This is a genomic window from uncultured Pontibacter sp. (assembly GCF_947495565.1).
Classification (GTDB): Bacteria; Bacteroidota; Bacteroidia; order Cytophagales; family Hymenobacteraceae; genus Pontibacter.
This window is the reverse complement of record NZ_CANLZM010000006.1, coordinates 240,051-252,056: the sequence shown is the minus strand read 5'-3', so window position 1 is coordinate 252,056 and position 12,006 is coordinate 240,051. Positions and strand designations below refer to the sequence as shown.

Genomic DNA, 12,006 nt, shown 5'->3' with positions numbered 1-12,006 from the left:
TCATAAGTCTGCAAACTTTTCTTACCTGAACAACCGGCACCTGCTTTTTTATTCAATCAAATCAAAACAGCCTCTTAGAGTTTAGAATTTATCCTAATTACCACGGAGAATGGGGCGCATCAACATATTTCCAGGACAAGAAGGATAACAAGGTTTATGAGTTTTCTTCTTCCTACAATTTCAACTTCGAAAGAACAAGTCAGGGATACCTACAAACTAATAGAAATGAAATATTAATAATCAAGAATCCCGCTAAGCTTTACGAATCACAACTCACTTTTGACAGAAGCTATTTAGGAAAACAAAATCAAGGGGTGGATACCCTCTTTAAGTCCGAGTTCGATTTATATACAACGTTTAAGAAAGACAATAAACTGATGGTTGTTTACGGTGATTCTTTAAACACCCATATCGGAGAACTTAAAGACGGGAAATTGAAGTCAATCTATGAATTTAAAAAACCGTATCGTTTTTCTTACTGGTTCAAAGACAACAACACCAATTCACAAATTTTACAGATGTACACCTATGAAAGCAGAAATGAATTTGGATTTCTTGAAGGGTATAAGATGCTTGGACTTCTTTTGATAAAGGACGGAAAGTTGCGAATGTATTATATAAAATAAAAACTGCTACCAACATGAACTCTGTTAAAAGTCAAGCGAATTGAGGAGAATTTTTGGAGAACTTAGCCTGATACGGCACACCAGATTTAACAATGGCAAAAGCCTGCTTGAGTAGCTTGTTGCACACAGCAATCAAAGCCACCTTCCCGTTTTTGCCTCTGGCCACCAGCCGTTCATAAAGTTCTTTACAAGCTGCGTTGCCCCTCATGGCTGTCAGGCTGCACATATAGAGCTTGCTCCTGATCAGGCTTCCACCCATCTTGGTGATTCTCACCTTGCCTCGGATGCTGGTGCCGGAAGTGTACTCTCGGGGGCACAGCCCCGCCTTGGCAATGAGCTGCCGGTAGCTTTCCATCTGCTGAAAGCCGCCGGCAAAGAGCAAAAGCATGCCTGCCGTCTTCCTGCCGATGCCTGGAATAGAGGCGAGCAAATCCATTTCAATGCTGAACAGGGAGCCCATCTTATCCTGAAGCTCCCGCTCCATGTGCCCTATCTGCCTTTGGAGCAACTTGCTTGTCTGCTTCAAGCCCCTTACCACCAGCAGGCATTTAACCGGCTGCCTCTCCAAGGCTTCCAGAGAGTTGCTGATCATGGTCTTCTGCTTGATGAGCTGCTCTATCGCCTGCTCGAGCTGGCGGCATTCCATCAGCAGCGGGGCCTCCGGTTGCCACTGTTTTACCTGATTTTGCTGGCCGTAGCGCATGATCCACTGCGCGTCCTTCTTATCGCTTTTGCCCTTGCCCAGGTGCATCTGCACGAATCGCTTGATGACCACCGGGTTGATGACGGCAACAGCCGCACCCTGCGAGTGCAGAAAATAAGCCAGCTGCATGTAGTAGGCACCAGTGGCCTCCATGACATACAGCCGGTCAGTGCCGCCACAGCTCTTGAGCAGCTTTTGGAATCCTGCTTTGTTGTTGCTCACCTCCAGGTGCTGATCCTTGTCGCCAGGTGCGTAGCAAACGGCCAGTGTTTCTTTGCTCACGTCAATGCCAACCACGTTTTGCATAGCATTAGATTTTATGTATGTTTATAAAGGAACCGGAGAAGAACTATTGTAGCTTTATCTATCCTGATACAAGCTCTGGGAGTAGGCTTAATGGAACTCTACAAAGTGACAATAGGGAAAGGAAGGGGATTGTCATGTTGGACTGGCTCGTAAGGCCACAAAACCTAATTAATCTTATTCCTTCCTTTCTTCTCTTTTAACTCAAGTTAGAATATAAACTCAAACATAGGAAAACCTATAGTGCATAAACGCAACATAGCCAATATGTTATAAACCATTTAAACAATCAGCAATGGATAGCCTTATCTCAGATGCTATAAACGTAATTTTAATTCTCTTACATTCTCTACCGCTTACGATATATTATTTTATAAAGAAGAGAGGGGTAAACAATAGTTATGTAAGGTTTATTTCTTATGCAGTTTGTATAGCAGTCATTTTTGTAGTTGTCTTGTTATGGTTTTTGCAGAACTTTAGTGGTAGCTTATTAATGATTACATTAACTATGTTAGCTTTTTATGTAATCATCTATACCAGCCGAAGGAAAAGCAAAGTTAATTAACTGACAATATGATAGCTCCAATCTTCGGCTGCACGAGAAACGTTATGGCGGGTTAAGTTATGAATGTATAACACTCTATATCACGTTTATTACTATCAAACAACAATTGTAGGGAAGGAAACTGGTTAAGAATATTTGAAATAACTAAAATTCGAATAAGCTGAACTGCAAAAAGAGTTCTGAACTACATGATGTTTCTACTAATATTATTTGCCCTGATTCTCTCCTTTATCATTACAGCTGTAGTGGTTATAATAGGATTAATAGTCATTAACTTGATTGCTAAAGCTTATCCTTATAGAATTAGCCTGCATTCAGTAGCTAAAAGAACATTCTGGATTTCTTGGGGAATTAATGCTTGCATATACTTTCTTCTGCCAGCTTTAGGAGTGGCTTTTAACGGAATGAATTCTCTTGGAAGTCCTTGGACTGCGGTTTTGTGCAGCTTTGTAGTCGCCATTGTTATCTTCAATAATTTTCAAAAGCTGAAAGTGCCTTATGAAAAGGAGTAGCGTGTAACACAGGAAATTCTGTAGGCAACACTGACTCGGTAATGTGCAGTAAATTTATACCGCTGCACCAGAAACGTGAAAGACTGTAAAGTTAAATACAATGAAGAAGTAACTTGCCATAACCATCCTTTTATGGTAGCTACACCACAGCAAAGCCCAGTAAATTAGCAAAGAATAAAACCACTAACGAAACCCTTACCATATGAAAACTCAAGCTTTACCTCTTCTTCTCCTGTTTGCTCTTCTATCTTTTTCCTCCTGCAAGAAGAAGGACGCTAACCCCAAAGAGGTGCTACCTGCCGCCACTATGGAAGGGAAGAACACGTTCGGTGCCATGGTTAACGGTAAGGTGTGGCTACCTAAGGGTAGACCCAGCCTTTTTCGGAGTAACTTTATTGTAACATATGACCCTGGCTACAAAGGTGGAACTTTAAATGTTTCAGCTTACAGAAAGGCTAACGAAAATTCTCCCGAATCCGCTATGGTGATGGGAATGACTCAAGTAGACCATGAGGGAGTTTACACTTTTGATGATGTTGAACTGAGTGGGGTAAGGTACTATAACGGTATCTGTGAGTACGATGACGCACCAGATTTCTACCAGCGAGGAAAGCTTGAGGTGACTAAGCTTGATTTAGTAAATGGCATCATAGCTGGCAAGTTCGAGCTAACTTTAGCTATAACTGGTTGTGACACCATCCGCATCAACGAGGGCAGGTTTGATAAAAGAATCTTCTAATTCACCTGTAAAGAATACCACCTGCTAACGGCTGGTACAGGCTCCATCTCGACTGACGCCTCGCTCGCCTTCTATACGAGCCATTGGCAGTCATAAAAGTTTAAAAGCCCAACTCTTACTACAGCTTATAAACTAAATTTAAGTCTTACAAAAAAATCATTAGTTAGTAACTCCTGCTTTAAAAAAGGTTGTTAATAAAATTAAACTGGACCCAGAATGCTGTTTATACTCTTACTTGATACTGGGCTTACATCTTCAATTATTACATTGGTAGTTTTGCTAATTAGCCAATTAGTCACTTTTGCAGTTGTTAATAGCGACAGTCATAAGTATACCGTTAGCTTTTCTACCCTGTTCAAGAGGAGTCTATTAACAGCATTAGCTATTAATTTCTTTGTTTGCTTTGTTTTAGCTTCCTCAAACATAAAGTTCAATGGAATTCATGCCTACTCAAGTACCTTGCCTCTCATTCTGTGTAGCTTGGTGGTTGTAATGACTGTCTACATTTATTATCAGACTCTCAAAGTACCTTACGAAGAGTAAGTTCAAGCTAATAAAATAATGTATTTGCCAACGGTAGGACAATAAGTCAGCTTCGCCACCTTATTGTCCTACCGTTGGCAAATACTTAAGGTAAAATTGTGTCTCACTTAGTTGCCTGTATGACTAATGAATAGTGAAAGAATGAGTTCAGGTACATTCATGATAGGGCTGATGATTCCAGCTTTACTAATGGCAATAACCATTTTCGTAGGCTTCATTACTTTCGAAAGGGCAAATGCAGATGATTCACTGAAATTCCTTTATATATTAGGTGGCATAGAAGTATTAACACCTTTGATTTTAGTTGCTCTTTATTTTAAAACGAGAGAAGCTGAAGGAGGGAAGGCAAAAGGCTATTTGTATTCCTCTTATTTTTGGATAATGTCTTTACTGATGATGATTTGGTTCTTCTGGTTTAGATAAGATTGTTCAGTCTAAAATATCCAGGTCAGAAGAAAAAACGATTACCAACCAAGCTCAGCCTTAACCCTCGCTATGCTTCGCCATTCTGCTACACGAGTACCGTTGGATGTCAAAAATTTACATTGAGTTTGCTCTGCTAAAATAAAAAAATGATAATCTATCTTCTGTTTTGTTTGGCGTTTGTAATGTCCAGTATAATGTCAGTGATAGCTATTCCTATCATTTATGTGATTTCCCAAATTAAAAAAGTCAAGCTACATTTTGCCCCAGTCTTTACTCGAGGCTTCTTGCTTACTTGGTTATTGATTACGCTTTCAGTATTCCTTGTTACCTATGGTATCCATATAAGGTTCGGCAACATATGGTTCCCCTTTAGCCCTTGGTTCCTTTTCTATAGTTTTTTAGTAGGGTTAATCAGCAACTATATATGCTATTTGATATTTAATCCAAGAGAATCGGTGGAAGAAGAACAGAGTTATTGTGCGCTTCTGCAAAAGGGTTGGGCATCCTCTCCTGAACTGGCGTCCATGGATAGTGTCTTAAAAGCAATTGGAGAAATGAAGGACATAGGTGAAAGTCCAGAGAAGTTTAGGGTCGATTTTTTGGATGAAGGTGAACAACTTGCTTTAGAGGTACACAGCGATTTAAGATTTGTAGTAAGGCTACGACTGAGTAAACAGATTCACGGTAAAGCAAAGAATTGGCTTGAGGTTGAAGTTCTCTGTAGGCTTTTTCTAAAACGAAGATTTGAAGAGCTTACCAAAAGAATAGAGAATTACCCTGTTCAACAAAGCATATAAACCATAGTTGGCTACGCCTTGTTCGCCTTCTATACGAGTAACGTTGTGGCAAAATCCCCAAGGCAGTAACCGACTCAAAATTGCTCTTAGAAACGCTGCCAATGCAATAGGCAATTTGCGCGACACGCACAAGGTGCAGCGCTCAGGCTCGGCTACGCCTTACCCATCAGCTGCACGAGGCCGAAAGGCAGAATTAGCCTTATGTTAAAATGAGTAAAAAGGGGGAGGGGCTACAGGAGCCCCTCGTCTGCTAAAGAGTAATAGCCCTCATTGGTAAGGATGATATGGTCCAGCACGCTGATATCCAGCAGCTCCCCGCCCTGCTTGATCTTTTTGGTGAGCTGCAGGTCCGCCGCGCTGGGCTTGAGGTTGCCAGAGGGGTGGTTGTGGGAGAGGATAACGCCGGAGGCACAGGCCTTGAGGGCCGCCACGAAGACGAGCTTGGGGTCGGCGACGGTGCCCGCTACGCCGCCGGTGGAGAGTTCGTAGACGCCCAGCACCCGGTTGGCCCGGTTCAGAAGGAGCACCTTGAACTGCTCGACGAACTCTAGTTTGCCGGTATCCCAGCTCTCTTTGAGTACCTTGTAGGAGTCGGCAGAGCAGGTGACCTGCGGTCTTTCGCTAGGCTTGACGCGGTTGCGGTAGGAGAGCTTGACTTCGGCTACTCTGGCTGAGGCGGATGTTTTAACGGTCTTTTCCATAATCATTTGGTTTTTAGAATGAGGGAATTGATTATGGTGCCCCTCCAGGCCCCGGGCAACCAAGCCCAGAAGGAAACGGAATAAATGGGTCGCGGGCGGGCCTAGCGGGTTTATGCCGTAGTCTTTTGGGCGCCCCGGCAGCCCGGGGCCTACCTTTGCGCCAACACCAATGACCCTGGACTTTTGCGTTGAAGTGGCTTCTGGCCTGCGCGCCTTCCAGACTCCGCTCTTTCTCTTTCCTTTTCTTCAGTTGCCTTTACCACTACCACCGTGCTGTTGGCATGTGGGAAACCCCACCGGGCGTTTTCCACATGCCAACAGTCTTTTAGGTGGGGCTTGAGGTTAAGATTAAGATGATTTGCCGGAGCTTGGGCGAACTGTAGCTGTTGAAACACATCACACGTCCAGCCGGAAGCGGGAGGCGGAGTCCTGCCCGTGCCGTTTCCCCGGTGAGGGCTTCTGTGGCGCGTCGACGGCCACAAGCAGGCTGTTTACCTCTCGCCTTACCCGCCGGTAGTATTCCAGCATATCGCCCTCTGCTGCAGTAGGCTGGGGGAGTGGGACCCGCGGCGGCCGTGCCGGCACCCGGAACTGGGCGTTGAACTCAGCGGCGTTGCTCTCCACGGCGATGCCGGCGAAGCGGCCGACGGGGAACCGGAGGAACTCGCTGGCCCTGATCCTGTCGCGCTCCTGCACCGTCTCGCTTTTCCCCACGTTGCCCCCGAGCCACTGGCGCCAGCTGCGGCTCGTGCTCGAGGTAGTGTAGACTTGGTCGTAGCGGCCGAACTGCTCGGACATGAAGCGGGCCGTTTTGCTGCTGCTCACCCTGCCGTAGAAGTGGCTGTTGAGGGCCGCGCTCAGCACGTCCGCCTTCTCCGTGCCGTACATGTCCACCAGCTGCGCCAGGTCCTGGCACATGAACACGGTGGCCACGCGGTTGCTTCGGGCCGTATTGGGCAGCAGCTCCAGGTGGGGGATAAACACCGTCGGCCCCTCGTCGAGCAGCAGGAAGCTGTGGTGCTTGCCCGGCTGGTTCATCAGTCGGGTGGCCACGGTGATCACCAGGCTGCACAGCGGCGCGTAGGTGCCGGCAAGGCTCGGGTGGCTCCCCAGCGAGAGGACAATGGGGTTCTTGGGGTCGTTGATATCCAGGGAAAAGTCGTCGCCCCCGAAGAGGTAGCAGACCTCGGGCGTGTTGAGCTGCGCCACCGCCCCCTGCAGGGTGCCCACCACGCCGCTCACCTGGTTCTCCGCCCCCCGCTCCATGGCTGACAGGATGGAAACGGTCATCTGCGCGCACTGCTCGTTCTGCCGCAGTGTCTTCAGCAGCGCCTCGTCCGGGCTGGTGACCAGGGCCAGCACGTGGGGCAGGTCGCACAGGTCCGGGTGCTCGGAGCGCAGGTACCAGATGCAGGCGGTGAGTAGGTCGGTGGCGCTGCGGGTCCAGAAGTCGGGTCTTCGGATACTCTCCCGCATCAGGTTGCTGACGATGGCCGTGGCGTACTCGCGCGCGTAGCCCGTGTGGGGCAGGTAGCGCGGGTGCAGGGGGTTAACGCGGTAGGAGCGGAGCGGGTCGTGGAAGTTAAGGAAGTAGTGGGGCAGCGGGTTTCCCTGCGCGGCCAGGAAGCTGTGCATGTCCCCTGTCAGGCTGGGGAACTTAAAATCGTAGATGATCCCGCTGAAGCCCTTTTGGGCAAAGCCGCGCATCAGCGGCAGGGCGATGCTCTCGCTCTTGCCGCTGCCGGCAGCGCCCACGACCAGTATTCCCCGAAAGGGGTTGTAGAGCCGGATCGGCCCTTTGGTGGTAGCCAGCTCCAGGCTGTAGGGGTGCCTGTCAGCCCTCAGGCTTAGCCCATTCCGGTCCATCTTTCCCTGTAAGTACCTAATAAGCCTGTAGAGCCCGTAGGCGGCGATGCCTGCGAGTGAGGCTCCTACGGCCAGCACCACACCGCCCGCCACGGCGGGTTGCTGATATACGAGCACGGGGAACAGGGCCATGCCGGCAAGCAGGAGCAGCAGGGCCAGGCAGCCGCAGCTTCTGTAGTCTCTTAGGTGTCCCTTTCTCATCGCCTGATCCCCCTGTTTTGCCTGCGTCCTAGCTCCTGCGCCTGCTTTTGCTCCTGCTGCTGTTTCATTCTCTCCGCCTGCTTCTCTAGCTCTTTCCGCTGCGCCTCCAGCGCCACCCTCTCCCGGGCCTGCTGCCGGATCGCCTCCACGCTCCCCTTCCTGAGGGCATGGCAGTAGGCGAAGCTTTCCTGCTGCTCCCTTTGGTAGCCCGTCTGGCGGTCGAACCGCTCCTCGCAGGCGCTCACGAAGGCCTCCCGGTCAAAGCCGCCCCGCACGGCACCCTTCCCCGTGGCGCGGTGGTTGGTCATGGGGCTGAGCTTGACCTTGTTTGCCATGTCCTTGCGCGAGACGATGAGGTGGGCGTGCATCTCCTCCCGCCCCGTCTGCCCGTCGCGCTCGTGGTGCACCTTGCCGTAGTAGAGGATGTCCTTCGCGTCCAGTCCCTTGTTGAAGTTGGCCGCGTAGGCCGGCAGCACCTGCTCCCGCACGTAAGCCTTGAGCGCCCGGGCCTGCTCCTCCTTGGTGGTGCCCATGTGCTTAAGCTCCTTTTCTGAGGGGCTGACGATCAGGGCGTAGAACTTGGCGTCGTTCTTCCCCAGCTGCCCCTTGTTGTGGTCGAGCCGGTAGACGGCCTCCCGGGCGCTCACCCTCTCGCGCTCCTGGTCGAAGAAGGGCTCGGCGGCCTGCCCCTCCCGTAGGCGCTCCAGGTCCTCGTGCTGGAGGTAGTTCACTAGGGCGGCGCTGCTGCCCCGGTTGGCGTAGGTCCCTGAGCCCCCGCCGAGGATCTTGATGTTCACGGTTGGCCTCCTTCCCCGTAGAGTTTGGCCAGGTCCTGCAAAAAGCCGCTCTTGTTCTTGGCGTCCACCAGGCGGCCCAGCAATTGCAGCGCCTCCAGCTCGCGCCTCGCGTGCGCCTCCAGGAGTCGCTCGGTGGCCGCCCTGGCGGCTGCGGCGGCCGGCAGCACAGTATTAAGTTGCCGGACCAGGTTGGCCAGGTGCTCCTCGAGGAGCTGCAGCTGCTGGGCCGTGGCCACGGTGTCCAGGCTTTGCTCGATGCGGGCCTCGCTCAGGCTCACGGCCTCGGTCATGGGCCTGAGCAAATCGCTCTCCTGCTTGCGGATGAAGGCGATGACCTGGTCCACCCGCTTGATGAGCCGGTTCATCTCGGCCGCGGGGCTCTCGTGGGTCACAGGGTTGAGGCCGTGTTTCTCGAAGTAGGTGAGCGAGGCGGCGATGCACTCGCCCAGGCCCAGGCCGTGGCGGGCGCAGTAGCGCTTGAGCCGGGCGTGCACGGCCTCGGGTATTCCGACTGTCTTCATAAGCGTTTTTTATATATGTCGTTGTTAATAATCAGTTAGTTAGCTTTCTGTTTATAGCCGTTCTGTAAACATCACGGCAGGCCCGCTCCCGGTAACCCCGCTTTCCCGGCGGCTGGAGGCCTTTTAGCCCCGCAGGGCAAGATTGAACCGGACGCCAGTCCTGTTCCATCTTGCTCTTTTCCGGCGGGCTTGCTTCGCTCCGCCTCCCGGAAAAGACAGCCCCGCTGGCTTTGAGCGGGGGGAGGGGCGTTGCTTGCCCGGCGGAAAAGCTCCCCCGGGACCCGCCGCTCCTGCAGGCTTGCTTCGCGCCACGGGCAGGGCGGCCCTAGGCTCGCCCGAGGCCGGGGTGCGTTGCTTGCCGGCAAGAGCTACCCTGCAGGAAAGCTGGCTAGGAACAAGGAAGGTGTGAGGGTAAGAACATAGCAAAGGGCGTGTGGATGGTCGTGTGGTGGAGAGAGGCGCCAGCAGCGCCTGGTGTCTTTCCTGCGCTGTAGTAGGAGCGATGGCAGGGTAGGGCCTCATGCCGGATCGCTTTCCTTATCTGAATCGTTGAGGACAGCGAGCAGGCGGATGATCTCGTCCAGGGTCTGCTCGCACTCTGGCTCGACAGGGCTCGGCCCCTCTTGCCTTGCCTGTAGGCCCAGCAGGCTGAGCTGGAGGGCAAGGCCCTTGAGCGCGTCGAAGGCGGCGTGCTTGGTTGGGGACAAGGCTGCAAAAGTTTGCGCTCCCGCGGTCCCTTTGATGAGCCACTCGAGTGCGGCCGTACTCGCCTCTTCGGCTTTTCGGCAGATGCGCTCGTAGGGGGTTTCTCCTACAATCATGCGGTCCCGCTGTTGGGCTCCGCCTGCCGGACTTTTCGACTCGTTGAGGTTGGTTTCCATAAGTATGGTCTTTTAAAGTTATGACTCGGCAATGCAGGAAGCGGCAGTAGGGACATCCCCTGCGTCATAGCAGCTTTCCTTTTCTGGCTCCCCTCAAAGGTGAGGGGGAATGGCAAAGGTTGTTCACAAGGCACCACCGTATTGGGCAAAATGGTCGAGGCAGTGGCTCTTTGGATGGGATAAGGGGGATTGGGCTGTTTTTCCGCGGAAACAGCCAGGTTCAGGCGAATCTGGTGAGGTATAAGGCTGGTGGGGAGCTCACCTCCTTGTTTTTTACCCGGTAAAATTGTTTTTCACAAGTTGGGTTCAACTTGTGAAAAGGGAAGGAGAAAAGGGGGCAACTTCACTCTATAACCAAAACATTAAGACGATGTCCGTAGAAATCATCACCAAGCAGGACCTGCAAGCCTTTCACCGGCAGCTGCTCGAGGACCTGACAAAGCTCATTGGAAAGCAGCATTCCGAGGCGCCGAAGAAGGTGCTTAAGTCCGCCGAGGTGCGGCGCATGCTCCAGGTCTCCCCCTCCACGCTGCAGAAGCTGCGGGTGGAGGGCACGCTGCCCTCGGTCAAGGTCGGGGGCACCCACTACTACCGCCAGGAGGACATCTCCCGGCTGCTGAACGGGAAGGAGGTGAGCTCATGGAGGTAAGTGCGCAACTGACGGGCTTTTACAGGAAAGCGGGAGGGGACAGGCGCCTGCGCCGCCCGCACCTGAACCTTTACATGGCCCTGCTGGTCCAAAGCCGGGGCGGCGGGGCTTTCCGGGTGAACAGGAAAGAGGTGATGGCATGGGCGCGCATCAGGTCCCGCACCACGTACCACCGCTGCCTCCGGGAGCTGGACAGGTGGGGCTACCTCTACTACCTGCCCTCTTACGATCCCTCCTCCAAAAGCCTCGTGTGCATCAGGCCCCTGGCGAAGGAGGGAGTAGCAACCGATATAGCCGGCGACGCAACGGCAATGATGCTGGGTTTTTCCTGGAATTGAACTGTGAACGGGCTAACTCATTATAGCATAACCGAATGCCTGCCGGGAGGATGCGAAGGTGCTGCCGCATTCTCCCGGTCTCTACACTCCAGGAGGGGAAACCTGAATGTGCTTTGGTAGTCAGCGGGAGGACAAGCAAGGATTGCCCGCTTTTGATATGCTCTGAATACCTTCTATCTTTATAGCGGTTGTTTAGCTGACTGGAGATCCAAGTGGCTAAGGACAAGTTACGCTACGCTACGCTGGAAAGCAAGGTAGTGCACTTGTGATAAACAATATTTTGCTTGTGAAAAACAAGAACTTATTAATTGGTATTTTAAGAAGAAATTCGTAAATTAATATTATGGAAACAGCAGCCAGAAAACGACCGATCCACCTGGGCGACCACGTCCGCAGAATGCGTACTGCTTTGGGCGTGAAGCAAGCCGCTCTTGCCACTGAACTAGGTACCACACAGCAGAACATTTCCCGCATTGAACAGGAAGAAGAGGTGGATGACGTCACGTTGGAAAGGATCGCAAAAGCTTTAGGTGTCTCAGCTGAAGCAATTAAAAATTTTAGGGAAGATGGTGACATGTTTCATATTGAACATATGCACGATCATGCTTCTGCAGGAAAAGGCAATTTTAATCAATGTACTTTTAATCCTTTGGATAAATTGATTGAGGTAATGGATGAAAATAAGAAGCTTTATGAACGCCTTCTTCAGAGTGAGCGCGATAAGGTAGAGTTGTTGGAACGGATAATTAAAGAAAAATAGCAAGGTTTTCGCATTGTATAACCTCTTAATAATTGCCTTCGCGTATCAAAGATAAGTCTCTGTTCCAATCCAAACGTG

At 51.1% G+C, this 12,006-nt stretch carries 14 protein-coding genes; 7 read left to right on the top strand and 7 right to left on the bottom strand.

Translation table 11 applies throughout. The features are described 5' to 3' along the window. Positions 1-657: 657 nt before the first annotated feature. Positions 658-1,635 carry an IS110 family transposase gene (locus Q1B04_RS10145; protein ID WP_299758696.1) on the bottom strand — a complete coding sequence of 326 codons (978 nt, stop codon included), beginning with the start codon at positions 1,633-1,635 and terminating at the stop codon, positions 658-660. Between the two features lie 750 nt (positions 1,636-2,385). On the opposite strand from Q1B04_RS10145, the gene Q1B04_RS10140 reads away from it, so the two are divergent. The 4 genes from Q1B04_RS10140 to Q1B04_RS10125 all read left to right on the top strand — a co-directional run bounded on the left by Q1B04_RS10140 (position 2,386) and on the right by Q1B04_RS10125 (position 5,214). Next, a complete protein-coding gene (locus tag Q1B04_RS10140; protein ID WP_299758695.1) occupies positions 2,386-2,709 on the top strand; it encodes a hypothetical protein in 324 nt (107 codons plus the stop codon). 202 nt (positions 2,710-2,911) lie between these two features. Further along, positions 2,912-3,448 (top strand): hypothetical protein, encoded by a 537-nt coding sequence (locus Q1B04_RS10135; protein ID WP_299758694.1) that lies wholly within the window; start codon positions 2,912-2,914, stop codon positions 3,446-3,448. 684 nt (positions 3,449-4,132) lie between these two features. Continuing rightward, positions 4,133-4,414 carry a hypothetical protein gene (locus Q1B04_RS10130; RefSeq protein ID WP_299758693.1) on the top strand — a complete coding sequence of 94 codons (282 nt, stop codon included), beginning with the start codon at positions 4,133-4,135 and terminating at the stop codon, positions 4,412-4,414. 458 nt (positions 4,415-4,872) lie between these two features. Next, on the top strand, positions 4,873-5,214 hold the full coding sequence (locus Q1B04_RS10125; RefSeq protein WP_299758692.1) for a hypothetical protein: 342 nt from the start codon (positions 4,873-4,875) through the stop codon (positions 5,212-5,214). Positions 5,215-5,444: 230 nt separating this feature from the next. Here Q1B04_RS10125 and Q1B04_RS10120 read toward each other — a convergent pair whose 3' ends face one another. From Q1B04_RS10120 to Q1B04_RS10095, 6 genes are all read right to left on the bottom strand, one after another. Further along, the gene (locus Q1B04_RS10120; RefSeq protein WP_299758691.1) at positions 5,445-5,915 is read right to left on the bottom strand and encodes a JAB domain-containing protein; all 471 of its coding nucleotides are present in this window, start codon (positions 5,913-5,915) and stop codon (positions 5,445-5,447) included. 396 nt (positions 5,916-6,311) lie between these two features. Beyond that, positions 6,312-7,982 (bottom strand): type IV secretory system conjugative DNA transfer family protein, encoded by a 1,671-nt coding sequence (locus Q1B04_RS10115; RefSeq protein ID WP_299758690.1) that lies wholly within the window; start codon positions 7,980-7,982, stop codon positions 6,312-6,314. After that, a complete protein-coding gene (locus tag Q1B04_RS10110; RefSeq protein WP_299758689.1) occupies positions 7,979-8,779 on the bottom strand; it encodes a DUF5712 family protein in 801 nt (266 codons plus the stop codon). Before Q1B04_RS10110 ends, Q1B04_RS10115 begins: the two co-directional genes overlap by 4 nt. Continuing rightward, on the bottom strand, positions 8,776-9,300 hold the full coding sequence (locus Q1B04_RS10105) for a BfmA/BtgA family mobilization protein (RefSeq protein ID WP_299758688.1): 525 nt from the start codon (positions 9,298-9,300) through the stop codon (positions 8,776-8,778). Before Q1B04_RS10105 ends, Q1B04_RS10110 begins: the two co-directional genes overlap by 4 nt. Before the next feature lie 123 nt (positions 9,301-9,423). Then, a complete protein-coding gene (locus Q1B04_RS10100) occupies positions 9,424-9,822 on the bottom strand; it encodes a hypothetical protein (protein ID WP_299758687.1) in 399 nt (132 codons plus the stop codon). After that, positions 9,819-10,181 (bottom strand): hypothetical protein, encoded by a 363-nt coding sequence (locus Q1B04_RS10095; protein WP_299758686.1) that lies wholly within the window; start codon positions 10,179-10,181, stop codon positions 9,819-9,821. Before Q1B04_RS10095 ends, Q1B04_RS10100 begins: the two co-directional genes overlap by 4 nt. 370 nt (positions 10,182-10,551) lie before the next feature. On the opposite strand from Q1B04_RS10095, the gene Q1B04_RS10090 reads away from it, so the two are divergent. The 3 genes from Q1B04_RS10090 (at position 10,552) to Q1B04_RS10080 (ending at position 11,928) form a co-directional block, all read left to right on the top strand. Beyond that, the gene (locus tag Q1B04_RS10090; protein WP_299758685.1) at positions 10,552-10,830 is read left to right on the top strand and encodes a helix-turn-helix domain-containing protein; all 279 of its coding nucleotides are present in this window, start codon (positions 10,552-10,554) and stop codon (positions 10,828-10,830) included. After that, complete coding sequence (locus Q1B04_RS10085; protein WP_299758684.1) at positions 10,821-11,168, top strand: hypothetical protein; 348 nt, start codon at positions 10,821-10,823, stop codon at positions 11,166-11,168. Before Q1B04_RS10090 ends, Q1B04_RS10085 begins: the two co-directional genes overlap by 10 nt. Before the next feature lie 343 nt (positions 11,169-11,511). Further along, a complete protein-coding gene (locus Q1B04_RS10080; RefSeq protein WP_299758683.1) occupies positions 11,512-11,928 on the top strand; it encodes a helix-turn-helix transcriptional regulator in 417 nt (138 codons plus the stop codon). Positions 11,929-12,006 lie beyond the last annotated feature (78 nt).

What these genes read in the sequence shown, in the direction of transcription:
- Q1B04_RS10145 (WP_299758696.1), bottom strand. Translation starts at nt 1,635, where the DNA reads ATGCAAAACGTGGTTGGCATTGACGTGAGCAAAGAAACACTGGCCGTT.
- Q1B04_RS10140 (WP_299758695.1), top strand. Translation starts at nt 2,386, where the DNA reads ATGATGTTTCTACTAATATTATTTGCCCTGATTCTCTCCTTTATCATT.
- Q1B04_RS10135 (WP_299758694.1), top strand. Translation starts at nt 2,912, where the DNA reads ATGAAAACTCAAGCTTTACCTCTTCTTCTCCTGTTTGCTCTTCTATCT.
- Q1B04_RS10130 (WP_299758693.1), top strand. Translation starts at nt 4,133, where the DNA reads ATGAGTTCAGGTACATTCATGATAGGGCTGATGATTCCAGCTTTACTA.
- Q1B04_RS10120 (WP_299758691.1), bottom strand. Translation starts at nt 5,915, where the DNA reads ATGGAAAAGACCGTTAAAACATCCGCCTCAGCCAGAGTAGCCGAAGTC.
- Q1B04_RS10115 (WP_299758690.1), bottom strand. Translation starts at nt 7,982, where the DNA reads ATGAGAAAGGGACACCTAAGAGACTACAGAAGCTGCGGCTGCCTGGCC.
- Q1B04_RS10105 (WP_299758688.1), bottom strand. Translation starts at nt 9,300, where the DNA reads ATGAAGACAGTCGGAATACCCGAGGCCGTGCACGCCCGGCTCAAGCGC.
- Q1B04_RS10100 (WP_299758687.1), bottom strand. Translation starts at nt 9,822, where the DNA reads ATGAGGCCCTACCCTGCCATCGCTCCTACTACAGCGCAGGAAAGACAC.
- Q1B04_RS10095 (WP_299758686.1), bottom strand. Translation starts at nt 10,181, where the DNA reads ATGGAAACCAACCTCAACGAGTCGAAAAGTCCGGCAGGCGGAGCCCAA.
- Q1B04_RS10090 (WP_299758685.1), top strand. Translation starts at nt 10,552, where the DNA reads ATGTCCGTAGAAATCATCACCAAGCAGGACCTGCAAGCCTTTCACCGG.
- Q1B04_RS10085 (WP_299758684.1), top strand. Translation starts at nt 10,821, where the DNA reads ATGGAGGTAAGTGCGCAACTGACGGGCTTTTACAGGAAAGCGGGAGGG.
- Q1B04_RS10080 (WP_299758683.1), top strand. Translation starts at nt 11,512, where the DNA reads ATGGAAACAGCAGCCAGAAAACGACCGATCCACCTGGGCGACCACGTC.